Origin of the sequence: Flavobacterium sp. 1355, assembly GCF_017833415.1 — a bacterium.
Taxonomy (GTDB): domain Bacteria; phylum Bacteroidota; class Bacteroidia; order Flavobacteriales; family Flavobacteriaceae; genus Flavobacterium.
The window spans coordinates 175273-201799 of record NZ_JAFICC010000007.1 but is presented as its reverse complement, the minus strand read 5'-3'; the positions used below and the strand labels follow the sequence as shown (position 1 = coordinate 201799).

22 protein-coding genes, 1 tRNA gene and 1 pseudogene are annotated in these 26527 nt (G+C 33.6%); 16 read left to right on the top strand and 8 right to left on the bottom strand.

The features are described 5' to 3' along the window. Positions 1–9: 9 nt before the first annotated feature. Both JOD96_RS10870 and JOD96_RS10865 read right to left on the bottom strand, forming a co-directional pair. The gene (locus JOD96_RS10870) at positions 10–1155 is read right to left on the bottom strand and encodes a peptidogalycan biosysnthesis protein (RefSeq protein WP_209564285.1); all 1146 of its coding nucleotides are present in this window, start codon (positions 1153–1155) and stop codon (positions 10–12) included. Positions 1156–1272: 117 nt separating this feature from the next. Then, positions 1273–1761 (bottom strand): DUF1761 domain-containing protein, encoded by a 489-nt coding sequence (locus tag JOD96_RS10865; RefSeq protein WP_209564284.1) that lies wholly within the window; start codon positions 1759–1761, stop codon positions 1273–1275. A gap of 179 nt (positions 1762–1940) precedes the next feature. Between JOD96_RS10865 and JOD96_RS10860 the strand changes: the two genes are divergently transcribed. The 5 genes from JOD96_RS10860 (at position 1941) to JOD96_RS10840 (ending at position 12087) form a co-directional block, all read left to right on the top strand. Then, positions 1941–2798 (top strand): Two component regulator three Y domain protein, encoded by an 858-nt coding sequence (locus JOD96_RS10860; RefSeq protein WP_209564283.1) that lies wholly within the window; start codon positions 1941–1943, stop codon positions 2796–2798. A 224-nt stretch (positions 2799–3022) separates the two neighbouring features. Then, the gene (locus JOD96_RS10855; protein ID WP_209564282.1) at positions 3023–3328 is read left to right on the top strand and encodes a hypothetical protein; all 306 of its coding nucleotides are present in this window, start codon (positions 3023–3025) and stop codon (positions 3326–3328) included. 438 nt (positions 3329–3766) lie between these two features. Then, the gene (locus JOD96_RS10850; RefSeq protein ID WP_209564281.1) at positions 3767–7213 is read left to right on the top strand and encodes a SpvB/TcaC N-terminal domain-containing protein; all 3447 of its coding nucleotides are present in this window, start codon (positions 3767–3769) and stop codon (positions 7211–7213) included. A 6-nt stretch (positions 7214–7219) separates the two neighbouring features. Continuing rightward, positions 7220–11716 carry a DUF6443 domain-containing protein gene (locus JOD96_RS22460; protein ID WP_245188393.1) on the top strand — a complete coding sequence of 1499 codons (4497 nt, stop codon included), beginning with the start codon at positions 7220–7222 and terminating at the stop codon, positions 11714–11716. A 2-nt stretch (positions 11717–11718) separates the two neighbouring features. After that, on the top strand, positions 11719–12087 hold the full coding sequence (locus tag JOD96_RS10840) for a hypothetical protein (protein WP_209564280.1): 369 nt from the start codon (positions 11719–11721) through the stop codon (positions 12085–12087). Between the two features lie 274 nt (positions 12088–12361). Here the strand turns inward: JOD96_RS10840 and JOD96_RS22535 are convergent. Continuing rightward, positions 12362–12460, bottom strand: a pseudogene (locus JOD96_RS22535) (JAB domain-containing protein); the annotation flags it as partial. Between the two features lie 140 nt (positions 12461–12600). Between JOD96_RS22535 and JOD96_RS10830 the strand changes: the two are divergent. The 5 genes from JOD96_RS10830 (at position 12601) to JOD96_RS22570 (ending at position 17865) form a co-directional block, all read left to right on the top strand. Further along, a complete protein-coding gene (locus JOD96_RS10830) occupies positions 12601–14106 on the top strand; it encodes an RHS repeat-associated core domain-containing protein (protein WP_209564279.1) in 1506 nt (501 codons plus the stop codon). A 2-nt stretch (positions 14107–14108) separates the two neighbouring features. Beyond that, on the top strand, positions 14109–14618 hold the full coding sequence (locus JOD96_RS10825; protein WP_209564278.1) for a hypothetical protein: 510 nt from the start codon (positions 14109–14111) through the stop codon (positions 14616–14618). 85 nt (positions 14619–14703) lie between these two features. Beyond that, the gene (locus JOD96_RS10820; RefSeq protein WP_245188392.1) at positions 14704–15690 is read left to right on the top strand and encodes an RHS repeat domain-containing protein; all 987 of its coding nucleotides are present in this window, start codon (positions 14704–14706) and stop codon (positions 15688–15690) included. Between the two features lie 250 nt (positions 15691–15940). Continuing rightward, entirely contained in the window at positions 15941–16654 is a 714-nt protein-coding gene (locus JOD96_RS10815) for a hypothetical protein (protein ID WP_209564276.1), read from the top strand. 194 nt (positions 16655–16848) lie between these two features. Continuing rightward, on the top strand, positions 16849–17865 hold the full coding sequence (locus JOD96_RS22570; protein ID WP_317195289.1) for an RHS repeat-associated core domain-containing protein: 1017 nt from the start codon (positions 16849–16851) through the stop codon (positions 17863–17865). 29 nt (positions 17866–17894) lie between these two features. On the opposite strand, the gene JOD96_RS10805 is transcribed toward JOD96_RS22570, so the two are convergent. Then, complete coding sequence (locus JOD96_RS10805) at positions 17895–18356, bottom strand: hypothetical protein (RefSeq protein ID WP_209564275.1); 462 nt, start codon at positions 18354–18356, stop codon at positions 17895–17897. A 526-nt stretch (positions 18357–18882) separates the two neighbouring features. Here JOD96_RS10805 and JOD96_RS10800 point away from each other — a divergent pair. The 6 genes from JOD96_RS10800 to JOD96_RS10775 all read left to right on the top strand — a co-directional run bounded on the left by JOD96_RS10800 (position 18883) and on the right by JOD96_RS10775 (position 22721). Next, positions 18883–19263: an RHS repeat-associated core domain-containing protein gene (locus JOD96_RS10800; protein ID WP_317195290.1), complete on the top strand. Its 381-nt coding sequence runs from the start codon at positions 18883–18885 to the stop codon at positions 19261–19263. Then, positions 19245–19901, top strand: a complete 657-nt coding sequence (locus JOD96_RS10795; RefSeq protein WP_209564273.1) for a hypothetical protein — start codon at positions 19245–19247, stop codon at positions 19899–19901. Before JOD96_RS10800 ends, JOD96_RS10795 begins: the two co-directional genes overlap by 19 nt. Before the next feature lie 14 nt (positions 19902–19915). Then, positions 19916–20362 carry a hypothetical protein gene (locus JOD96_RS10790; protein ID WP_209564272.1) on the top strand — a complete coding sequence of 149 codons (447 nt, stop codon included), beginning with the start codon at positions 19916–19918 and terminating at the stop codon, positions 20360–20362. A 232-nt stretch (positions 20363–20594) separates the two neighbouring features. Then, on the top strand, positions 20595–21218 hold the full coding sequence (locus JOD96_RS10785) for an IS1 family transposase (RefSeq protein ID WP_410744287.1): 624 nt from the start codon (positions 20595–20597) through the stop codon (positions 21216–21218). A gap of 655 nt (positions 21219–21873) precedes the next feature. Continuing rightward, positions 21874–22383 (top strand): hypothetical protein, encoded by a 510-nt coding sequence (locus JOD96_RS10780; RefSeq protein WP_209564271.1) that lies wholly within the window; start codon positions 21874–21876, stop codon positions 22381–22383. A gap of 77 nt (positions 22384–22460) precedes the next feature. Further along, positions 22461–22721, top strand: coding sequence for a hypothetical protein (locus JOD96_RS10775; RefSeq protein WP_209564270.1), 261 nt, complete (start codon positions 22461–22463; stop codon positions 22719–22721). Positions 22722–23201: 480 nt separating this feature from the next. On the opposite strand, the gene JOD96_RS10770 is transcribed toward JOD96_RS10775, so the two are convergent. From JOD96_RS10770 to JOD96_RS10755, 4 genes are all read right to left on the bottom strand, one after another. Beyond that, positions 23202–23618: a helix-turn-helix domain-containing protein gene (locus JOD96_RS10770; RefSeq protein ID WP_209564269.1), complete on the bottom strand. Its 417-nt coding sequence runs from the start codon at positions 23616–23618 to the stop codon at positions 23202–23204. Between the two features lie 346 nt (positions 23619–23964). After that, positions 23965–24037 (bottom strand) — tRNA-Met (locus tag JOD96_RS10765). A gap of 127 nt (positions 24038–24164) precedes the next feature. Then, a complete protein-coding gene (locus JOD96_RS10760; RefSeq protein ID WP_209564268.1) occupies positions 24165–24689 on the bottom strand; it encodes a DUF4269 domain-containing protein in 525 nt (174 codons plus the stop codon). Then, on the bottom strand, positions 24682–26220 hold the full coding sequence (locus JOD96_RS10755) for a glycosyltransferase family 39 protein (RefSeq protein WP_209564267.1): 1539 nt from the start codon (positions 26218–26220) through the stop codon (positions 24682–24684). Before JOD96_RS10755 ends, JOD96_RS10760 begins: the two co-directional genes overlap by 8 nt. Between the last annotated feature and the right edge of the window lie 307 nt (positions 26221–26527).

Here is a 26527-nt window from a genome sequence, read left to right as displayed (position 1 = left end):
AGCAGGATATTATTTAAAAGGGTTTCGTTCTTTCCAGTCCGTTTTTGGCTCCAGATAATCAAATAGTCTGCCTATGTTTTTGTTAATTAATGCATTACTGTGGGTGATGAGGCCATACATTTTTACTGGTTTTGCGCCAACTGAGCTTTTTATTTCGAGAGCAGTTCTAGCAAAAATAATTTCTTTAAAGCCCTGATTGATAGAATAGGCAATCATGTCATAAAGCATGTTCAGATATAACATTTTATCACGTTGGATGCTTTCATCATATCCCAGAAAATAGGTATCCATTACAGATCCGTTTTTTATTAAAGTGTTGAATCCAATTAATTTTTCATCCAAAAAATAACCATAGAAAAGAAAATCTTCTTTCATGATTTCCTTAAAAACACGAAAGTGATTTTTGGCCAGAAAAAAAGTATTGAAAGGAGCATTTTTTGCCACATGAAAGTATAAATCATATATAACATCCTCATGTTTAGTGATATCCTCTAAAGACATTTTCTGTTTTTCAATCCCTTCACTTTTTTTGCGTGCACGTTTGTATTGGTCGCGATATTTTTTAGAAAGAGCTTCAATATAATCCTGTTCTGTTTTCCAGTCAGAATTGATGTTGAAAACCATATTAGGCTGTGTCGAAAATGTAAAGTTGTTTTTGAATTCTGTTTTTAAGGGCTCAATTTCCTTTTCGGTAAAATCTTTAATGCTGGTAATGTGAACTTTGCGCCCTTTTGCTTTAAAATCTTTTTTTAACTCATTGATCGCTTTATGAAGTGTTTTGATCACTTTTGCTTCATTCACTTCGTTTGAAAATGAAAATGCATTTTGGCCAGTAAGCATATTATTACCTACAAACAAAACATGCGAGGCAAAATTTTTGAAAGCAAAATTACGCACAGATGTCTTTAAACATTGGTCGCGTTCGCCAAAAGACTCCAGCTTTTCGGCAAAAATAAATTGTGTCAAAGCAATACCAACAAGCTTTTCATATTTAAAAATTCCAATAAAATGGCAAGCCATGTTTACTGGGGAAGATTTTTCCAGCACTTCAAGGTATTCCCGGGTCAAAAAAATATTTTGAGTACTTAGCGAGTTCCATTCTGTTGGTAGTAAAGACGCGCTATTATATATTTGAAAAGAATAAGTTGTATTCAATAGTGAAAGCTAATTTTTTCAAAATTAGATAATATTTATAATAACCAATTCGCTTTAAGTTATTATTAAGAAAAACCCGTTTGATTTAGATTTTCAAACGGGTTTTATAATTTATGATTAAGCGAAACCGCAAACTATTCCGCCCATTAAGGTTAGAGTAACTATCCAGAACCCTGCATGTACAAAAATATATTTCCATGATTTTCTTTCAAATAATCCATTAATTCCAATAACAGGAAAAGCAAAAAACAGACCTGCCATAAAACCATGTAAAGCACCATGTTTAAAGGTACGGTATGCTGTTCCGTAATCTGCCATAAAAGCAGCAAATGAAGGTTTTGCTGCATCTAATAATGGTGGCCCGCCAACCATTCCGACAGCTCCCGACTGATGAATTGTGAGCGACATAAGTGTCATTGTAATCATTAAGGAAAAGATATACGTCAATCCGAATATCTTCAACATGTTTCCGGTTCGAAGTTGTTCTTGTGTGAGATTATTTTCTCTCATCCAAATGGTTCCGAAAACTTTTGGATTATACCAAACAAATCCTACGGCAAGAGTTACAAGAGCAGCAAGCAGTAGTGCAATAAAATTAATTTCCATAATATAAAGGTTTAATTGTTAGTTGATCAAATTTACTAAAAAAGATCATCATTGCGCCATTTTTTGTAAAGTAGTAAAAGGAATGTTAAAAAATTACTTATTAACACTTTGTCTACATTTAAGGCTTTGTGTGTGTAAAATGCATAATTTTATCCTGAAAGCAAAACCCCAAATCTGTTATGAAAAGTTTAATCACTCTTTTTTTAGCACTTGTTTTTTCTCTTAATATTTTTGCAGATACTGTTTCAGACAAAGAAAAGGATGCCCTTATTAAATTGTACCATGCTACTAATGGAGCGCAATGGAAAATAAAGTGGAACTTATCATCGTCAGTATCATCATGGTATGGAGTACAGGCTAAAGACGGAAAAGTAGTTGGATTACATTTATCCAACAATAATTTGAAGGGACAATTGCCCGCAGAATTTTTTGATCTGGTAAATCTTATCACTATAGATTTGCATGATAATTATCTGAAAGGACAAATTCCTGTTGCGATCCACAATCTCAAAGAGCTTGAAGCTTTGGATGTTTCCTCAAATGAATTGTCAGGAACATTACCGGCTTCTATTTGTGAACTAAAAAAGCTGAAAAATTTAGCCCTTTTTATAAACAAAATTTCGGGAGAGCTGCCACTAGAAATTGGTAAACTACAAAAATTAGAAATTCTCTCGCTGTTTAATAATGAAATTGAAGGTCAATTACCGGGCTCATTATATAAAATTCAGACACTAAAAGTTTTGCTTCTGAATAACAATAAAATGACCGGAAACCTGAGCAGGGAGGTTATCAATTTTGCTGCTTTGGAGAACCTGAGTTTGTTTGATAATAGTTTTGACGGAGAAATTCCGGGAGAGCTTGAAAAATTACATAATTTATCAGAAATGAACCTTTCTTATAATAAATTTAAAGGAACAGTTTCTAAAAACCTCGTGTTGCTGGATTCCTTGAATATGATTATGTTTGATGAAAATGAAAATCCTGTTTTATTAGAAATTAATACTGAAAAAGAAACTACAATTGTAACCCAAAATTAATCGTGCTTATGAATGAATTTTACTCTCGTTAACAAGTTGATTAAATATATTTAGTTAATTGTTGAAAACCGTAATTTATTACGGTTTTTTTTATGTCCTGAAATCTGAAGAAGAAAAAATAGTATTAATTTTGAAGGCGAAATTTAAATTATTACTTTTTTTCATAACTTTAGTTCATTCAAGTTCTAAGACAAATTTTAATATAACCTTTTAATCATAAAATTATGGTAGTACAATATAAAGGACAACAGTACGGAAAGTCTACAACATTTACGATAAGAATTATCGGAAATAATCTTTCTAAAAGCAGTTCTAATTATCAAATCGATTTATTAGTTGGAGATAAACAGCTCCCAACTTTTACTACATCCATTCATCAGAGTCTTTCTAATTGTCTTAAGGAAATCTATTTATTTAGAAAACATAATGGTATTACTTTCGATGCTTCTTCAGAAAAAGTAGCGACTAAGTTAGTGCCTTATGATCAGGTGTTATATAATTATAATAAGTATGCTTTGTTTATGGCTTAGTAAATAAAGTGTATTGGAATATGATAAAAAGCTTCAGAGAAATCTGGAGCTTTTTTTATACCTACAGCATTAATTAATATGCAATGATTCATGTGATAAGAAAATTAACATATAAACAAGAAATATTATGTTAATATTATTAAAAAAATCTAAATATTTACTATCATTGCATGCCAAAAACAATTACTTATTTAAAATACATATGAGGAAATTATACTCTGATTAAAAGCAATTTAAATTTTATCTGCTTTCTTCCAAAAATTAAGCATTCTCAATACATTCCTAATCTCCATCATATTTATTCTTACTTTATAGTTTTCAATTAATCACAGCAGTACTTCTTTTCATGTTATAAAATTTCTCAATTTTTTTATTGAGAAGGAAACTGTTTTATTAAACCAATAGTACTATTCACCAAACCATAAACGAATCTATTTTATGTTTAAAACTACTTTTAAAAACACTATTAAAATTTTATATTGTTTATTATTTATTCTTGTCTTGACAAAAGTTACTGCACAGGATGTAGACAATGATCCGGGTAAATTTTTGCCAAATATTACTCCTCCTTCTCCACAGGCATTTAAATTTGCTATGTATGGCAATACACCGGTAGGTTTATTTACGGGAACACCAAATATTCAATTGCCATTATTCACTTATAAAACAAATAACATCAATGTTCCTTTTTCTATTAATTATTCTTCCGGGGGAATTAAAGTTGACGATGTAAATAGCGTAACAGGGTTGGGATGGAATCTTATAGGAGGCGGTGTTATTACAAGGATAATTCGTAATCAGGAAGATGACTATTATGAAGATTATCCATTAAAACATTTTGATATCACTTCTACATCATCAGATGTCATGAATAGATTATACTTTAATTTTTATGGAGAAGATTATGGTAAAGAAAGAGAGAGAGATTTGTTTATGTTCAACTTTATGAACTACTCCGGAAAATTTTATTTTGATGATAATAATAAAGTTGTTTTTTTAGAGAGGAACGATATTCGAATTGAAGTAATTAATAATCCAGGTGATGAAATTTACTCTTTTCTTGTAACAGCACCAGACGGAGTTAAATATTTTTTTCAGGAAAAAGAACAAACTATGTTAAGAACTCAAGGTGGAGGGCATTCAATACCTTCAATAAAATTTACAGCTTGGTATCTGAATAAAATTGTTCATCCTAAAGGTGACGAAGTTTATTTTGGGTATGTCAATAGTACTAAAGAATACGTTCAGGGGGAAAGTCAGCAGGCATCAAAGTCATATCCATTGATGCAAAATTGTGCGTCAGGACAAGGTTATATAAAAGGAATTACTTTTAGCGGGATTTTTTCTCATACTATTAGGATAATAGGTAAGAGCCTTGCGTCAATAACTAGTAATAAAGCTGATTTTGGCAGTGTATTATTTGATTATGAAGATAAAATTTCAACTAATGAGCCAGCAACTGTTATCAAAACAATCACAGTTAAAGGCAAGGCCTCAAACATAATTGAAAAAATTGACTTTGATTATTTGGTAACAAACAATAAAAGAATTTTTTTAAATGGTTTTCATTTTCTGGAAGAAACGAATAAGTATGCTTTCAGTTATATTAGTCCCAATACCTTTCCTGTTCGTTTATCAAAGAGTCAGGATCATTGGGGCTATTTTAATGGGGCTAACAATTCGATGCTAATACCAAGAATAAATGATTATGGCTTTGAAACTTTTGACTATCAGGCAGCAGATCGGGAAGTTAAACAAGGTTATTCGCAAATAGGTCTTTTAAACAAAATTACCTATCCTACCAAAGGATATACAGAGTTAACCTATGAACCTAATACTTATTATGGAGAAACAAGACAGTATGCACCGCCAGTTCATGAATATCTAAATCCAACAACAGATAAAGAAACATTTAATAATAGCGCAACCAAAATATTTACAGTTTCAAGCAGTCAAAAAATCAGCTTTATTGGAGGGATTAGTTTTTATTGTCTCGATCCACTAGATGATACAGGGAAAAGGGTTGCCTCATACAGTGTTTATAATGTTACTGCACAAAAATCTGAAAATCTTTACTTAACATCAAATAACGGAACCGTAACCAGTGCCACATCTATATCTCTGCGAGAGAATATGACCTCAGAGACAAAGAACAGCTATTTTAACGCACAAGCTGGCCAGCAATACAAAGTAACTTTAAGTATAGTAGGGGCTAATTGTACTTCAGCAAACTTAACCTATAGCTACCGCCCTGGTACGATTACAATTGTGCCTGCTAATATTCAGATTGGGGGATTAAGAGTAAAACAAACCCAGGATTTTTCTCTATACAAAACTAATCCTGTTACAAAAAACTATAGTTATTCTAAATATAACGAATCAAAATCTTCAGGAGATTTCCTGCAAGAACCATATTATGTAAACTTTAGCGACCATGTAAGTTATTCCGGAGTCAATGATCTGAGTTGTACTGTCACAGACCTTGTTTTAAACTCAAGTAGTGTATCTTCTATGTTCGAAATGGGATCTAATATTTTTTATCAATTTGTTACCGTAACAGAAGGAACCAGTGACTCAAATGGTTGTGAAGAAAATGAATTTATTATAAATAAAGATTACAGGGAACATATATATAGGGGAGATCGTGAGTTTAGAAATGTGCCATGGACAAATTTAGGATGGAATAATGGAAAATTATTAAAAACCAGAACATTCGAAAAAAGCAATAATAGTTTGGTTTTAAGAAAAGAAGTTATAAATAATTACGTCAAAGACTTAAATACACCGACAGTAATTAATTATGCAATTTATAATCCTGCCCCAGGAATTTTTACCACAAGCAGGCAAGATCAATGCTTGTGTAATGCCAGTAATTTAGCTGAGGTGTATCCTGTTAAATATTGTACTGCTATTCATTTTCATCAGAAAGATGCCAGTAACAATTGTATAGTACCAGGGGCGATTAATAAAACTGTAAATATTGAGCATCCATGTATTACTAATCATGCTTCTATTGGCCAATATGTTGGAATTCCTACCATAGAGCATCTGGATGTTATGCCATATAAATATATTTCTTACTTTATATATCTGGCGAATACAACAACAAACTTATATGATATAAACGGAAAAAATCCCATAACAACAATTACAAATTATAGTTATAATGGTCTTAATCATCTTCAATTAACTTCTCAAACATCGAATTCTTCTGTTGGAGAAAATTTAGAATCCAGATATTATTATCCTGCAGACTTGTTAACCTCAAAACAAGCGGTAAATATGCAAAAGCTAGTTAATCAAAACAGAATTGACACACCTGTTAAAACAGAAACATTGATTAACACGGTACAGACCTCAGAAAATATTACAAAATATGAAGAAAGCAACGCTACAGGAAACCTATTGTTGCCAAAAGAGATTCATGAAATCAGAGGTGCCGGAGACATAGATGTAACAACTGCTGATGATAGAAAAATTGTTTTTTCACTATTTGATAACGGTAATGGTAATATTCTGGAATATAAACAAGAGAGCGGTTCTCCTGTTGCTATAATATGGGGCTACAATAAAACAAAACCTATTGCAAAAATAGAAAATGCATTATACACTGACGTATCTTCTTATGTTGCCAATTTGCAAGCAGAATCAGACTCAGGGACAGAGGCAAATTTGATTTTATTATTAAATAACCTAAGGGCTGCTTTGCCAAAAGCAATGGTAACTACTTATACCTATAAACCATTAGTTGGTATTAGTTCTGTAACTGACTCTAAAGGTTTGACAACATACTATCAATATGATACTTTTAATCGTTTGGAGGTTGTAAAAGATTCAAACGGAAAAATACTTTCCCAAAACCAATATCATTATAAAACTAATTAGTACAAAATGAAGAAAGAATTATTACTTATAATATTATTGCAAATCTTCATTTTTTCAGGATTTGCACAAGATAAAACGACAAAAGCGGAAAGCACAGTTATAATACAAAGTTATGTCGAGCCTGTTGATCCAACAGAGCCTTGTGATAATTGTCAAACAGATTACCAATGGAACAGGGATTCGGACAAGGATGGTTACGGAGACCCTAACGATTATGTATTTAGCCCAACAAAACCTAATGGGTATGTTGCGAATCAACAAGATTGTGATGATACTGATCCAAGTATAAAAACAGCTGATACAGTTTGGTATCGTGATGCAGATTTAGACGGCCATGGTGCAATAAACGGTTCGACAACAAAGGCATGTACGCAGCCTGTTGGTTTTGCAGCTACAAATGATGATTTGGATGACAATAATAAACTTATTACCAATATAACTCCACAAACATTTTATTTTGATTATGATGGAGACACTTTTGGAGATCCCAATGTTAGTATATATGCTAGTGTCAGACCGGATAAGTATGTAACTAACAAGTTAGATTATGATGATAGAACTGCTATAATAACTAATATACCTCCTATACTTTATTACTGGGATAATGATGGCGATGGCTACGGAAATTCTGCTAATACTGCATATATTATATCAGCAAGTCCTGGTTTACAGCTGCCAAAATATGTAGATAAAATTGGAGATTGTAATGATAACGCAGCTTCACTAAATCCAGGGACGAAATGGTATGCCGATCTTGATGGTGATGATTTAGGAGATCCTTTAAATTTTATTCAGCAGTGTACAAGGCCAGGATCTAATTACGTAATTGACTACTCAGATAACTGCCCTTTAGTTTATGGTACAGGGTCCGATTGTTCAAATATCCCTATACCTGACACTAATTACATTATTAGTACAACTTATAAAAAAGAAACAGCGCAAGTTTTTGTCAACCCAACACCAAATCAGGCCCAAACTAATATTACTTATTTTGATGGCTTGGGAAGACCTATGCAACAAATTAACAATCAATATTCTGCAACAGGAAAAGATATTATAACGCATATTGATTATGATGATTTAGGAAGACAAACCAAAGAATTTCTTCCTTTCGCATCCAATCAGACTTCACTAAATTTTATGCTTCCGTCACTTTTAGAATTTGAATTAACAAAGCAATATAAAACAAATTATGGCAGTGCAAATGATAATCCTTTTAGTGAAAAGCAGCTAGAATCTTCTCCGTTAAATAGAGTATTAAAACAGGCTTCTCCAGGAAATGATTGGAAATCAGGTTCGGGACATGAAATAAAAATGGATTATCAATCTAATATTGCCGGTGAGCTTACCTATTATTATGCCACCACAGCATGGAATGCTACGCTTGGATTATACACTACAATACTAAACAGTGGAATTTATGATCCAAATGTGCTTTACAAAACGATTACTTATGATGAAAATACAGTTGCTACACCATCAGAAATTAATGGAGCAACAGTTGAGTTTAAAAACAAACAAGGGCAGGTAGTGCTGAAAAGAACCTATGGGACGGTAGAATCAGGGACAGCCAATGAAAAACATGACACCTACTACGTATACGATATTTATGGCAACCTGACCTATGTGATCCCGCCCAAGGCCACAGACCTTCTGGGTACTACAAGCGCCCAGGCTGATCTGACCTCGACAGTACAGCTTACCTCAGCGAGTGCTGCCCTTCATTTAACAGCTTCCAATTCCATTCGGTTATTGCCGGGATTTCATGCCCAGGCCGGCAGTACCTTCAGCGCCGTTATAGATGACAACAAGGCCGTTTTGGATAATTTATGCTACCAGTATAAATATGATTACCGTAACCGCCTGGTAGAGAAAAAACTGCCCGGCAAACAGTGGGAATTTATAGTGTATGATAAACTCGACAGGGTCGTGGCCACAGGCCCGGCCAATTCCCCATTTAGCGATATCACCACAGCAGGATGGTCCATTACAAAATACGACGCGTTTAACAGGCCGGTGATTACCGGCTGGTTACCCGCTACGGTAACCGCTGCAACCAGAAAAACACTGCAGGATGCCCAAAATGCACTCACGGCAAATTTCAATGAAACTAAAATAGTCACGGCAACCAATACGATCATACCTGCCACAACAGGAGTAAAATTCAGGTATAACAACGCAGCCTGGCCAACATCGGGGTATCATGTACTGAGCGTGAACTATTATGATGATTATAACTTTCCCGATGCCCCTGCCACCATTCCGGCCACCGTTGCAGCAAATACTGCCGGGGTAAGCCAGGCGGTTTATTATAACGCCACAACAAAACCCATCGGGCTTGCCACAGGATCCTGGATAAGGGTTCCGGACCTGAGTACCAATTACAAATACGAACAAACCTACAGCCTATATGATGCCAAGGCAAGACCGGTGCGTTCCTATACGCAGAACTTCCTTGGAGGGTTTACCTGTACGGACAGTAAACTTGATGCCTTCTCAGGGCAGCTGCAGTATACCATAACCACACACAGCAGGCTGGCAACAGACCCGGTACTCAAAACAACCGAGACCTATACCTACTCTGCGCAGGACAGGCTCATCAGCCAGACCCACCAGATCGGAACTGCCACGGCCGAGACCCTTTTTACCAATACCTATGACGAGCTGGGCCAGCTGGTTTCCAAAAAAGTGGGCGGCAGTACCCAAAAAATAGATTATACCTACAACATCCGTGGATGGCTCACGGGCATAAACGACGTTAATGCCCTGGCAAAGACAGGGGACCCAAAAGACCTGTTTGCCTTTAAGGTCAATTACAATACCACCACCACTACAGGGGTCAAAGCCCTGTATAACGGAAACATAGCCGAGACGTACTGGTCAAGTGCCTCGGAGGCAACTCCTGTTGTAAGGGGGTACGGGTATGTGTATGATAACCTAAACCGTTTAAAGACAGGGATTTTTAAACAGGCCGGTACAGTGAATAATTTTTATGACGAGACCCTGGGCTATGACAAGAACGGGAATATCATGTCCCTTATGCGTAACGGAAACCCGACTGCCCTGCAGCAGATCGACAAGCTGGCTTACAGTTACGGTACAGCCAACAGCACCAACCAGCTTACAAAAGTCGTGGATAATGCCACCACCTACAAAGCGGGCGGTTTTGTGGACAGTGCCGCCAACACGGCAGATGATTACAGTTATGATACCAATGGCAATATGACCCGGGACAATAACAAAAACATCACCGCCATTAGCTACAACCACCTGAACCTGCCTGCCAAAATAACTTTTGGGACAACAGGAAACATTGTTTATCTTTACAATGCAGCGGGGCAAAAGGTGCGAAAGATTGTAAGTGAAACAGGGAAATCTGACATCACTACAGATTACCTTGGAGGTTATCAGTACGAAAATAATGCATTAAAGTTTTTCCCAACGGCAGAAGGTTATGTGGAGGCTTCCGGAAGTTCTTATAAATACATTTACCAGTACAAAGATCATCTGGGGAATATCCGACTGAGTTATGACAAGACGCTCGCTATTAAGGAAGAGAGCAATTTCTATCCTTTCGGTATGAAACAAGAGGGGTATAATAATATTAAAATTGGTTTTGAGAATAAGTATAAGTACAACGGAAAGGAGCTCCAAGACGAACTGGGGCTTGGGGTTTACGACTATGGGGCAAGAAATTATGACCCTGCACTTGGCCGTTGGACGAACATTGACCCATTAGCAGAAAAAGGAAGAAGATGGTCTCCTTATAATTATGCAATGGATAATCCAGTGTATTTTATTGACCCTGATGGAATGTGGCCAGGACCTGGTATTGGTCAATGGATACAGGCATATGCACGAGGAGCTTGGTCAGCTGGTGGAAATATGATTAAAGGTGCTCTTACAGGTACTTACAGCGGTATTAGAAATGGAGTAAATGCAACGCAAAAAGTAGCTTCAGCATACAAAACAGGAGGTGTTTCTGGCGCAGCTAAACAGTACGCGCAATCAGTGTACGAAACCAGCGGAGCTAAAAATGCAGTTGAAACAGTCCAAAAGGCAGCAAATGGAGATCCGGGAGCAATCGGGGCCACTGTTGTTAATGTGGCAGCAATTGTAATAGCTCACAAAGCAGGTAAAGGAGGCGGAGCTAGCGGTGAATCAAGTGCCAGTGCAAATTCGACCAGCACTTCTGTTGCGACAGAAGCAAGCGAAGGTGCTACAGCAAAAGCGACGCCTGATTTTATAGTCACTGAGCAAGGAGTTGCAATTCCGCAGGTAGAAGGAAAATACACTATTGGTGCAGATTTGATCGAGAATCCGCATAATCCTCCGGGGACTTCCTCTTATGGAACAATGGAGAATGGAAAGTTTAATGAATCTTTAAGAATTGATCCAGCTACACCTGCTGGTAAAAAAGGTCCAAATTATTCACACTATCATAAAAATGGAAAAGGAAAACATTACAGCCCTAACGGAAAAGATAAAGACCCAGGATTTTAACTATGGAAAATAAAGATTTTACTTTATTAGAGTGGCACGATGCTACTTTAAACAGCATTAATATTGATAGAAGTAATGCAGGACTAAATGATAGTATAGAATTACATATTGTTTGGCCGTCTGGAATTGAAAATAAACTGATTTTTAATGATGTTTATTACGCTAATTTATCCTTGAATTTTGGTATAATTGCCGAAGAATGTATATCTGATGCTAACATAATCGATGATTCAAACATAGACTTAGTAAAAATTAAGGAAAAATGGTCTAAACTTTATGAAGGAATAAAAGATTTGCGTGGATTTGAAATTTTGACTGCATCCACAGGAAGTAAAATAGAAATATTTGCCCTCTCTTTTAAGTTAGTGTAATTGGGTAATGTATCAGATGTGTTGGTGGTTAATTATTGCATTTAACATTTACAGAAAATCAGATATTTATAGTAATATCGCATAAAAATTAAGACAGCCTTCGGGCTGTTTTTTATTTTATAATGTATTAAATCGAAAAAAATGAACTTAAACCAGACTAGGTGTTACAGATGTGTTTGTGATATTCGAAAGATGACAAAGTATGGAAAGACAAAGCCTGGCATTCAAAGATATATTTGCAGAGTATGCCAATATAAAATATGGTAAATGGCGCCTACAAGGCGCCTTCATCCGCAAAGGAGTAATAAGTCTCCGAGGTTATGATTAGATGATTCAGTAGTTTTATATCAAGCAGCTCCCCCGCTCTCCGAAGTGTTCTTATGAAAAGCTGCGCAAATGTCTCTGACTTTGCGCAATTTTTTTATTTCTTAAAAATTCTAAATCTGATAAAAGTCTCCCGACTTTTTACGATTACTTTTTAAAACCCTAGGCTATGACAAGAACGGAAATATTATGTCCCTTACGCGTAATGGAAACCCGACTGCCCTGCAGCAGATCGATAAGCTGGCTTACCGTTACGGTACAGCCAACAGTACCAACCAGCTTACAAAAGTCGTGGATAACGCCACCACCTACAAAGCGGGCGGTTTTGTGGACAGTGCCGCCAACACGGCAGATGATTACAGTTATGATGCCAATGGCAATATGACCAAAGACAATAACAAAAACATCACCGCCATTACCTACAACCACCTGAACCTGCCTGCCAAAATAACTTTTGGGACAACAGGAAACATTGTTTATCTTTACAATGCAGCGGGGCAGAAGGTGCGCAAAACCGTTACGGAAGGTACAAACGAGACCATAACCGATTATCTGGGAGGGTATCAGTATGTGAAGGAACCGCTGTTGAACCCGGCACTTAAGTTTTTCCCAACAGCAGAAGGTTATGTGGAGGCTTCCGGAAGTTCTTATAAATACATTTACCAGTACAAAGATCATTTGGGTAATATTCGACTGAGTTATGACAAGACACTGGCTATTAAGGAAGAGAGCAATTATTATCCTTTTGGTCTGAAACAGGAAGGGTATAACACAGTCAAAATTGGTTTTGAGAATAAGTATAAGTACAACGGAAAGGAACTTCAAGACGAGCTGGGGCTTAACATGTACGACTATGGAAATCGTAATTATGATGCTAGTATTGGTAAATTTATGAATATGGATAGATTTGCAGAAAAGTATTACCATATTAATCCATATCAATACGGAGCAAACAATCCAATACTTTTTAATGATATAAAAGGAGATAGCATTTTAATTTATTCCAAACAAGACAAGACAAATATATTGTATGAAAACGGAAATCTTTATTCCAAAAATAGTAAAACTGGAAAATGGGATAATTATAATGGTAAAAATGCTAAAGTTGACAAAAATGGAAACAAATCGATTGGAGGATATTTAGGCAAAGCTATCGCTGCTTTAGATAAAATTAGAAGTGGTAAGGCTGGAGCAGAACTAGTTGGGGAATTACAGAAAAACTCTAAATTTATAGCTATCGGAGAAGGTAGTAATTCATCAGGAGGTATTTCGGGTAGGGTTAGTTGGGACCCTTCCAATACAACAGGAGGTCCTAATGAAATGGGAAGTAACAGTAGACCTTCCTATATCGGTCTTGCTCATGAGTTAGGGCATGCGTTTGATGGTTTGGATGGAGTAATTGATAATACATTACTTGGAGCTCCTGGCATGGGTACGTTTGCAGAATATGAATCTATGCATTGGGAAAATAGAATTAGAGGAGAAAATGGGTTGTCATTAAGAACTCACTATAGTAATGATGCAAATGGTAATGCACTGGGTCAAGCTATAAATTCAAATGGTAGTAGCACTAGATATTTTCAACAACAAACAATGCCAACTACACATTTACAAACTAACTATTCTTCGTCTGGGATGCAAATAGTTCCTATATCAGGAACTACAACAACAGTTATACCTTTTCAATATAAATAAATATGAAAAAAATTGCTTTAATATTATTAGTTAGTATTTTACAATATCCTAAAATGATTAAACTAGAGGGATATTATTGTGGTGAAGGAGTTATTTTTGATGTAAACACGAAATATCCATTTGTTGAACCCAATTATAAAATCCCATATACTCCAACAATTGATGACGTAAAAAAAACAGAGAATTTTTTATTTAAAAACTATTACGAATACGAAACCACTATTTTAGACAGTCTAAATTTAGATAAATCTAAAATTAAAGCTAAGTATAGAGACCCTAAAAATGTTAAAAATAAATTTTTTAAGTATAACAGACAGTATATTGGTTTTGTGGACAAATCGAATGATACTATTATATATATTGGTTTACTTAATTTTTCCAATAAAAAGTTAGCAAAGCAACATTTTGAAGGTTGGAAAGAATTTGTTTTTTTTGGTTTTGATGGTTTTTATGAAAAAAACCAAAGAAATTATAAGTACAATTTAAGCAAAAACAAGTTCATTTATAAATAAAAATATTGTTTGGACTGGTGTGATTTTCCTACTCATATAAAAATCAATAAAGAAAGCCATGCCATAGCGGATGGCTTTCCCGCTATTGAACACGACACTTAAGTTTTTCCCAACCACAGAAGGTTATGTGGAGGCTTCCGGAAGTTCTTATAAATACATTTACCAGTACAAAGATCATTTGGGTAACATTCGTATTAGTTATGACAAAACTCTGGCGATTAAGGACGAAAATAACTACTACCCTTTTGGCTTAAAACATATGGGGTATGGGGCACCTGTTGTTAATTCTAATTATAAGTATAAGTACAATGGCAAAGAGTTACAAGACGAGCTGGGGCTTAACATGTACGACTATGGAGCAAGGAATTATGACCCTGCAATAGGACGTTGGATGAATATTGACCCTTTGGCTGAAAAGATGAGAAGATTTAGCCCATATAATTATGCTTTTGATAATCCAATTTACTTTATTGATCCAGATGGAATGGCTCCTGATGATTGGATAAATTGGACTGGTGCTAATGGTCAACAACATATAACTTATGATAATGATGTTAAAACTAAAGAACAGGCAGAAGCAAAAGGGTACGGAAATGTAAAACAAGTTTTTGCTAATGGAACTGCTCATACGGGCGATTATAGTACGATGATTAATTTTGCTCCGGATGGAAATTTTGTTGTAAATAATGGTGAAAAAATGAATGTTGATGATGTTAGTGTGACTACAGATGATGGTACTTTGATATCTAAACATAAAGGAAGTATGGATGTAATAGGTGATATTGTACCTGGTTTAATGCAAAATCTTGGTGATGGAATGACTGCATTGGCAATTCCAGTAGCTGCTACTGGATATGGAGCACCTTTAGCAGCAGGTATGGCAGAAGTTGGAGGAATTATTTCAGTGGTTGGTACTGGTGGAGAGCTAGTAAATGATGCGTTTGAAGGCAATTTAACCTTTGAGAAAGTCTTAACAAAAGCAGTAATTGAAACAGCTTCTAGGAAAATTGGAGGATCAAGTGTCTTTGGACCAACAGAACAAATCGTTCTGATAACCTTTTCAATGGAGTAGATAAGCTCGGAGATGAAATTAGAGATAAAAAATAAAAAAACATATGATGTACATATATTACATTATCGGAATAGCATTTATAATTTACACTTTAGTAGATTTTAAGAAAAAACCAAATGATAATGCATTTAATAAATACTATAATTCTAAATATTACCGGATTCTTATTCTGGTTGCATTTGGTATACTAGCATTAATTATATCTTTCTTTGTTAAAAGGCAATAAATCAATATTTAAATAATAATAAAAATGAACAAATTAAAGTTATATATCATAATTGCATTTTGTATTCTAACAAATTCTATTAATGCACAACAAGATAGCAAAGCCATTAAAATTGTTGAAAATGCGATTGAAGCTATGGGAGGAAAATCTTTTTTAAAAAGTATAAGCACTCTCTATTGTAACTCGGAAACGCAAATGGATGGGCGAGCTGTTAATTGGATTACAAAAGAGATGATACCTAATAAAGGAAGTTTTGAAATCTTATATCAGGATCGTACAGTTTATAAATCTTGGTATGATGGAAAATTAGGGTATCAATTGTCTGACGGAAAGAAGGTTCTTGCTAATCAAGATCAATTTAAAGATAAAGAATTTAAAAAGAATATTTTTAATGAATTGGATTATTTAGATACGTCCCTTTATAAATTAGAATATGTTTCTATAGAGGATTTTGAATCAAGAAAATGTAATAAAATAAAAGCCACACTAATAAATGGTAAAATTACATACCTATATTTCGATTTGAAGACTGCATTATTAGCTAAATCTGAAACAGTTAAAGATGGTGAAGCAAATTCATTTTCTACTGTCATATACGGAGATTATAACAAATTTAAAAAATTAACTTATTTTACAACAATGAGGTTTGGTTCAAATGCTGATGCACAGTCAGCAAAAATTATTGAACTATTTTACAATGAAAAAATAAATGAAACAGATTTTAATAGTTATTTGTAATCAATGTTTAAAAGAGTTTTAATAAAGCCACTTCATGTAGCGGTTTTTGTAATCCACCAACCTCTGATATCACTACAGATTATCTTGGAGGTTATCAGTACGAAAATAATGCATTAAAGTTTTTCCCAACGGCAGAAGGTTATGTTGAGGTTTCAGGAAGTTCTTATAAATACATTTACCAGTACAAAGATCATTTGGGTAATATTCGACTGAGTTATGACAAAACTCTGGCGATTAAGGAAGAGAGCAATTTCTATCCTTTCGGTCTGAAACAGGAAGGGTATAACACAGTTAAAATTGGTTTTGAGAATAAGTATAAGTACAACGGAAAGGAGCTCCAAGACGAGCTGGGGCTTAACTTTTACGACTATGGCGCACGTAATTATGATCCTGCACTTGGCAGATTTATGAATATTGATCCTGCTGCCGAAGTATCAAGACGTTGGTCACCATACAATTACGCATACAATGATCCATTATTTTTTGTAGACCCTGATGGTAGATTATCGAAGTCATTTATTGACGAATTGGTGAGGAAATCAGATGATAATAAGGAAACAAAATGGACTTTTAATAATAACGGAACTGCGACAGCTAGTAATGGTGAAAGTGCAAATACCGAGGGAGAAGGAGGAGATCCACCGAAAAAAGGAAAATATAATCATAGCTCATTTAAATATGCATCGATTGCTGCCATAGGCTTGGCAGCAGATGATGCCACTGGAATTGGTATTGCAGATGATGTTTTGATACCAGTAGTATATGGAGCTGCTTCAGGTGTATGGTTATGGGATAATCGAGCTGCTTTAGCAAGTGAGGTGAATAATGTGACTGATGCTATAGATCGAGCACTTGATCCGTCTGGCTTTTACTATGTTACATACACTAAGAAGAGTAAAGACGGTAAAGTATACGTAGGTAGATCAAGTGGTTATGGAACTCCTGAAAGTATAGTAAAGGCTCGTGATGCTACACATCACATTAAAGGGTATGGCGCGGCTACTCTTTCAACATTTGCTGCTGCGACGATTCCTGGGGGTTATACAACTAGGGCGTTAGATTCTGCTTATTGGGCAATTAGGGGAAGTGAGCAATTACAAATTGAAAGCTATAGGAAAGCAGGTATTTCGGGTAATAGCATTAATGGTATTAGTCCAAAAAATGATAACCTGACAAAATATATAGATTGGGGGAAAACATTGAAATTCTAATTAAAAATAAAAGGGGCATTTTGCCCCTTTTATTTTTTTGATTCAAAATCTTTTAATAGACTCTCTAACAAATTAACCTGATCATCTGTTATAATCTTTTCTTGTTTAAATGGAAGTATAACATCAGTTATATAGTCGTATTCTATTCTATTTTTAATCTTCTTCCTCTTAAGTATCTTTGGTAATTTATTAATACGTTTAAATGGTAGATTATGTTCTCTTACTTTAATCCAAAATTCGTTCACTGCTTTACCATTTCCCTCTTGAAAATAAGTAAATAAATCATTTTCAACATAGGAAAGACTTTTCAAATTTTTATATTGTGCTTCTGCATTTTCGATTCTATTTTTAAATTCTAAATAACCATTAACAAAGGTTTCTATGTGATTAGAATTAAAATCTTTTGGAGGGAATTCTTTAATAACCTCAATTGCAATATCGATTACTTTGAGTAAATTATTTGCTTTTTCGACATATTTATTGTCTATCATTTTAAAATAATGTTTTAGATAATCAAACCGTTTTTTTTTAGCCCTTTTACAATAGCAAATATATATTATTAATGGATTTAATTCTTCTACAAAAGAAAAAAGTAATAAATATTTAAAATATATATTTATTACTTTTGTTATACTGCGTTTAATTTCTATCTTAAAAATCTATATCTAAATCAGTAATGTTTCAAAGTTAGTGATATGAGATTTAGACTTCTAACATGTTGAAATAGAATTAATATCAACAAAAAGTAATTTAAAATGGAACATAAATACTCATCTTTTTTGTTTTAATATTGCCTTAAATAATCTAAAATGGAGTAAAATGCAACATTGTGTTCCAGAGTTACTGATGATATAGATTGTCTAAATGTGAAGAGATAAAAATCTTGAAAACTGTACAACAAAATATTAAAAAAAAATGTACTGTTTAGAGTCTGGTTCCCGCTACTAGAAAAATAAGAAGCCCACACTAAGCATAAAACCAGAATTTTTTCGATATGATACCAAATGATATTTATACCTGAGCTATGACAAGATACTGGCTATTAAGGAAGAGAGCAATTATTATCCTTTTGGCTTAAAACATATGGGGTATGGGGCACCTGTCGTTAATTCTAATTATAAGTATAAGTATAATGGAAAAGAGTTGCAGGACGAGATGGGGCTTAACATGTATGCGATGGACATGCGTCAATATGACCCTACTATTGCAAGATGGGTGGTTCAAGACCCGATAACGCACTATTCGATGTCTCCTTATGTTGCTTTTGATAATAGTCCAATTTTTTGGGCAGACCCAAGTGGTGCAGAAGGAGAGCATTATGACTATAATAGAGGAGGTTATGTGAATAATACAGGCCAAAGTGTAAGTTTTCAGAAGCAATGGCAAGTCAAGGTTTAAATACGGATGGCAGTAAGAAAAGTAATGAAGGTCCAGGTCCTATAAAAAGATATAACGATTGGATATTTAGAAATTTTACTGTTAATACTCCTAATTGGTGGCCAAATAATTTTCTATTCGATGCTCGTGGGTATGAGCTTTTTTCTCATTGGACAAATGGTACAGGAAGAGATTTAAATTATAATGAAGGTTACTGGGGGGAATACATGAGAGATAATGATATAATAAATGAATTATTGATATCAAGTTCAAATGGTATTGCAAATGAAATGATTGAAAAACATCTTAATACTATAACTAAAAAATCTTCTAACTTTCATGTTGAAATACAAGATGGTTATTTTAGTGGATATGAAATACTTCATGGAACACTTTATTTTAGTTATGAAGTTACAGGTAAATATAATTCTAAGAATGAAACTTTTACATTTGATTATTCTTTAAAATGGCGTGACAGAATTAATCCTAACAAGTACAGCGGAGATAATGTTTATGCAGATTATTATAAAGGTAGTGCAAAAGATTATGACATAACTATAAGATGGAAACAAACTGTACAAGTTAATAGAAAAGACGCTAAAGAGTATAATGATAATAAAGGAACAACTACAAGTGGAAGACGTGGTTATAGAAGATAAAAAATAAATTGAAAATGAAAAAACTAATATTACTAATAATATTGATGACTTTTCTTTCTTGTCAAAAGAAGAGTAGTAAAATTATAAAAGGAGATGTTTTTATAAATGAAACAGGATTATATTATTCAAAGAGCATAAATATAGTTCTTAAAGAATACAATGATGGTAGCTTGACGTATGGAGTTGCTGATAAAGATAATAAATTAATTTACCAACAAAGTGTATTTATGTCATTTGGAAAAAATCAAGATTGGTTAATTTATGTTGATAATCAGGAAAATATTTGGTTTTATTCCAGCGATATCCAAACAGCTAATGTTTTAATGAGAGACAGTTTAAATAATTATAAACTAAAAAATTTCTGTAAAGAAAATATAAAACTGCCAGAAAAATTATTAAAAGAATTGTCCAATTCAAGTAAAGATTTTTGTTTTACAAAATTCGATAGTGTTTCAGATTAAGTAGTAATATATTCGTTGTTGGGGTAATGTTACAGATTAGGTGTTTTTATAATTTAATCACTTAACTAACTGAAAAAGAATATAAAACTTTAATTATTGAATAGAAAAGAGACGGCCAGCAGGTCGTCTCTTTCTTTTTTTGTCTTTTAATAAGCCTTACAATGCTTTTGCCTTACCTTAGTGTTTCAAATTAGGTCATGAAAATAAAATGTAATTTTGCAATGGTAAATGCATACAAAATGGATTTCAATCTAACGGAAATCAGCGTTATAAATGTTGTGTTTGTCAAAGAAGACAGCAGATTGACTATAGCTACAACGCCTACAAAAGGGATATCAATCAGGAGATAGTGTTGTTCACAAAGGAAGGACTAGGAATAAGAAGCACCGCAAGAATACTGAAAATATCTGCTACGACATTATTGAAAAGAATTATATCAATTGCCAGAAGTATTACCAAACCAATTATCAGCAGAGGCAAAACTTATGAAGTTGATGAGCTGTGCACGTATATCAGACACAAGAAAAATTATATATGGTTGGTTTATGCTCTGGAAAAGAACTCTAAAAATGTGGTGAGTTTTAATGTTGGGAAACGAACTAATAAAACGCTGAATCGTGTTTTGGAAACTCTCAAATTATCTGACGCTAAGAAGATATTTACGGACAGACTTAAAAACTATAGGTATCTGATTGATGAGAAAGTGCATTCTATCAAACGTTTCGGAACAAATCATATTGAAAGGAAGAATCTGACACTCAGAACTCATCTGAAACGACTCAACCGCAGGACAATTTGTTTCAGTAAAAGTTTAGTGATTTTTACTGCTGTTTTGAAGATCTATTTTTGGATTTGAGTAATAAAACAGTAAGTTTATCTTCTAAAATCATGTTCTTAAAAATTATGGGGCACGTAATTATGACCCTGCACTTGGTCGATGGATGAATATTGATCCTAAGGTGAAAAATACCCGCTGCTTTAGATAAAATTAGAAGTGGTAAGGCTGGAGCAGAACTAGTTGGGGAATTACAGAAAAACTCTAAATTTATAGCTATCGGAGAAGGTAGTAATTCATCAGGAGGTATTTCGGGTAGGGTTAGTTGGGACCCTTCCAATACAACAGGAGGTCCTAATGAAATGGGAAGTAACAGTAGACCTTCCTATATCGGTTGCTCATGAGTTAGGGCATGCGTTTGATGGGTTTGGATGGAGTAATTGATAATACATTACTTGGAGCTCCTGGCATGGGTACGTTTGCAGAATATGAATCTATGCATTGGGAAAATAATTAGAGGAGAAAATGGGTTGTCATTAATAACTCACTATAATAATGATGCAAATGGTAATGCACTGGGTCAAGCTATAAATTCAAATGGTAGTAGCACTAGATATTTTCAACAACAAACAATGCCAACTACACATTTACAAACTAACTATTCTTCGTCTGGGATGCAAATAGTTCCTATATCAGGAACTACAACAACAGTTATACCTTTTCAATATAAATAAATATGAAAAAAATTGCTTTAATATTATTAGTTAGTATTTTACAATATCCTAAAATCATTAAACTAGAGGGATATTATTGTGGTGAAGGAGTTATTTTTGATGTAAACACGAAATATCCATTTGTTGAACCCAATTATAAAATCCCATATACTCCAACAATTGATGACGTAAAAAAAACAGAGAATTTTTTATTTAAAAACTATTACGAATACGAAACCACTATTTTAGACAGTCTAAATTTAGATAAATCTAAAATTAAAGCTAAGTATAGAGACCCTAAAAATGTTAAAAATAAATTTTTTAAGTATAACAGACAGTATATTGGTTTTGTGGACAAATCGAATGATACTATTATATATATTGGTTTACTTAATTTTTCCAATAAAAAGTTAGCAAAGCAACATTTTGAAGGTTGGAAAGAATTTGTTTTTTTTGGTTTTGATGGTTTTTATGAAAAAAATCAAAGAAATTATAAGTACAATTTAAGCAAAAACAAGTTCATTTATAAATAAAAATATTATTTGGACTGGTGTGATTTTCCCAAGCATATAGAATAGAAACTAACGGAGCTAAAGATGACGAAGCTATTGTGGCAGGAATCCGTAAAGCTGACCAAGATTATACATTAACAACAAGTGATTGTTCAGATATTCCAACTACTGTTTTGAATATACTTCAAGATGAGAACGGAAATAAGCTAAAAAATGGAGAAGGAAAAGGATTGGTTGATGAAAGACCTAATGCTAAACAAGAAAAAATAGAAAGTAGAAATAAAGGCAAAGACTACGATGTAAGATTAGTTCCAACCACATCGAAGCTTAAAAAAGGTGAAAAAGGAATCAACGAATAATTATTATGAAGCTAATAAATAAAATTGAGTATAGTTTGTATGTGCTAATATCAGTATGTATAATTCTTGTTTCTTACGATGTTCTTAATGATTTAAAAATAAGAAACGGTTTAGTGAGCTTATTTTGTAATGGAACATTAGGAGAATGTCATTTTAAAATACAAAATATTTAGGGTATATTTCATTACTTTGGTACTTATTTAAGTTTGCTTTTTGGGACTAATGACTTTGTTTTCATTTTAGGACAGTTATTAACGTTGTTGATTTATTTGTCAATTATTTGTTTTCTAATGAAAGTTTTGAAGTTGTTTGATAATAAGTCAAAATCTTAATCCTTTGGTAAATTTATCATATGTGTTGGTAGTTAATAATTCCACCTAACACTTACAGATAATGAGAGATTTATAGTAATATAGCATCAAAATTAAACAACCTTCGGTTTTATAGAGTTGCTACGTTTTTAGCGAAAAAGTCTTTGAATTATTTTATTAATTGTTCAAGTCTTTTCATCATTTCGTCTTTTTCTTTCAGCATGCGCTCGTACAAAGCGATTTTCTCATCATATAACTGAACAATTTTATCAACTGGATTAAAAGAAGGTTGGTAACTAAATCCAGAAGCAACTGCATTATCCTTAAAGTCTTGGAATGAGTAAGTATTTGCAATGATATTTATAGCTTGTTCTTCATCAAAATTTTGAAATGCTTCAACAGGAATTTTCAAAGAATTGGAGATTTGATTAAGAATATCATCTTCAATTACATCTTTTTGCTCTAACATAGAAATTTTCTTTTGATTCCAGTCATTCCCCAGATCAAAAGCCAATGCTTCCTGTTTGATTCCAAGCATTTCTCTGAAGCGTTTTACGTTTCTTCCCTGATGTATTTTCTGTTCCATTATGAGTATCAATTTCTAAAGGCTCAAAGATAAAGCCATTTGGATTAAAAATTCTGAGTTTCAAAGATAAAAAAATATCCTTTAAAATATCCCTGCTCCCTGAAGAGTTCTAACTAAGCTGTACGAATGTCCCTGACTTTGTACCCGCGATCTAAATCAATTTAAAAATATATTTTAAAAGGTTAGCATAAAAAGACAAAAGCTCCAGATTTCTCTGAAGCTTTTGTCTTAGTAGCGGGAACAGGACTCGAACCTGTGCGCGCCGCGGCGGATATGAATTCGACGAGCTGTTAAAATTTAGAATAAAAAAAACACCAACTTTTTCAAGTGGTGTTTTTTGTCGTAGTAGCGGGAACAGGACTCGAACCTGTGACCTTCGGGTTATGAGCCCGACGAGCTGCCTACTGCTCTATCCCGCGATGTTTCGGGTGCAAAGATACGTAGTAAATACAGTTTTGCAAAGAAATAACGGATTTTTTTATTTATTTAATTTTAAAAGCCTAATATATTGGTTATTAGTTGATAATTGTTTTTTATTGCTTGCTTTTAGAGTTTATAATCCAATAATTCCTGATAGGGATCGTTTTTTAAACCCAGTAAAATGCCAAAAGCAGGCTCAGTTTTATGACCGTTTTGCTTTAGCTTAATTATTTCCTGTCTGAATTTTTCACCTTTTGATTGTAAAATTTTGTATTCAATAATCATATGCCTGTAAGCATTCTGTTTATAAACCGGAATATTTTGTCCGAAGATTTCGATTTCAAAACCATCTGCTATAAAGTTTGCAATAACAGATTCTTGTTCGTTAATTTTAGCTTCCCGAATGGTAAAACCATTTTTATTTCCAAAAACAGCAGTTAGCTTTTCTTTAAAATCAGTTTTGTTTTTCCAATAACAAATAATATCGAGATCACTGTTTTCAATGTCAATGTTTATCGGAATTGTACCTGTTAAAACAGGATCAAATTCAGCAATATTTAGAAAAATCTTATTCTGAATCAGAACTTCATAAGCCCGAATCTGTCTTGGATTTCCTTTTTTTAGATATTCAATAGTACTAAAGTCAATCATTTGTATTATTACTGTAATCTTTCGTTTCCTTGATTTCTTGTTCTATTCTTTTATTGATATTGATTTTAGCATCGGTAAATAAAAAAATAGTGGTTTTGTATTCGCGGGCATATTTATTAGTTATTTCGCCGGCAATCAAAGAAGATTTAAAATACGGACTGGTTTCTTTAAACTCATCATTGTTTTTGTCATATTCCTTAACCCGAATAAGATTTTTGTATTGTACGTTCAGATTAAACCAATTTACATAATCAGCATTAAAAGAAACTGCTTTTATTCCTTTTTTAGTATAATAATTAATGGCTCCGGCCTGTCCGTAATTGTCGCATAGAACAAGTGTTTTTTCCGGATTTGGCAAAGCTGCATATACAGAATCTGTTTTGCGGGCAAGCTCTTTCCATCCCAGCATATCGGCAAAATCCTGTGGCAGCGCATGGTCTTTTCCGTCTTCCCAACGAAGCATGCCCAGGTTTTTATATTTTTCGGGATGTTGTACAATATATTCGGGGCTTTTATTAGGAAACGCCAAATTGTACATCGGAATAAATAATAATAAAGGAATGATAATAAATACGGGCTGCAAATAACGTTTCCATCCTGACTTCAGGATGTCGGAAAGAAATACGGCGCCAAATGCAATGTAAACAGGATACAACCCAATGGCGTAATATGCTTTTGCCTTGAAATATAAAAATACGATAAGTGTAAAAATAAGTGATGCAAAGAAAAATCTATATTTGAGGAAAGGCTTATAAAACAGTAAAGCGTATAAGCCAGCAATAATAACTAAAAAGGAACCTATAAAAAACAACAGCTGTTCTTTTAGAAAATCCAGCCGGTCAACATTGACCAATTGTGTTTCGGCCAGTTCTTTCATATGATGCACAATAGGGAAATGGTTGTTGTATTGCCATAACAGATTTGGCAGAATTAATAGTAGTCCAAAAATCAAGGCAAAATAGAGTTTTTTCTCGCTCAGAATTTTTCGTTGAGCAGACAATAAAAGGGCAGGCAAGAGGCCGATGAGCAAAAAAAGAATATTATATTTATTGAGAAACCCAAGCGCAAAGACAATTGCTCCAATATAAAACCATTTTGTATTTTCTGAAGTGACATATAAAATGACAACATAATAAAAAGCAGTCCAGCACAAAACGTCTAAGGAATTGGGCTGATAAAGCATATTAATCCGCAATAAAGACGAAAATACAATACAGGTAGCGCCTAAAACAAGGGCGTACAAGTTTCCTTTTAGAACTTCAATTGTTTTCCAGACAATGATAAGTGTCAAAACTCCAAAAAGAGAGGGAAAGAACTTCACCCAAAAAACAGAATTTCCCAGTAAAAAAATCAGATAGGAAATCCAGGATGTTACGGGAGGAACTGATAAATAACCCCATGCCAAATGATGTGCCTGATCGAGATGCAGATATTCATCACGGTGCAAATCATATTCAGAACTTAATAGAACGTATTGTAAAACAAATTTTAAGATTATAAATCCAATTAAAATTATAGTTTTCTTGGTCATGGAAGTGGTTTTTGTTTTGGAATTTTTGGTTGAAATAGTTTAATGATTACTTATCAGCATTAAAATGTTCAGCTAATATATAATTTTAAATCAGAGATTATAATGTGCTGTACTAAGTGAAGTTTCTATTTTGATACGATTTCACAAAATTTTTAATATAATATTAAGTTTTTTCTTTAACAAAATTATTAACTTGTTGTTAAATACAAATGAAAACCTTGTTTAAGGCATTATAGTTCCCCGCTTTTTGAATTAGCTGCTATATGACTTAAATAATTTCTAAAACATATAAAAAAAGACTTACATT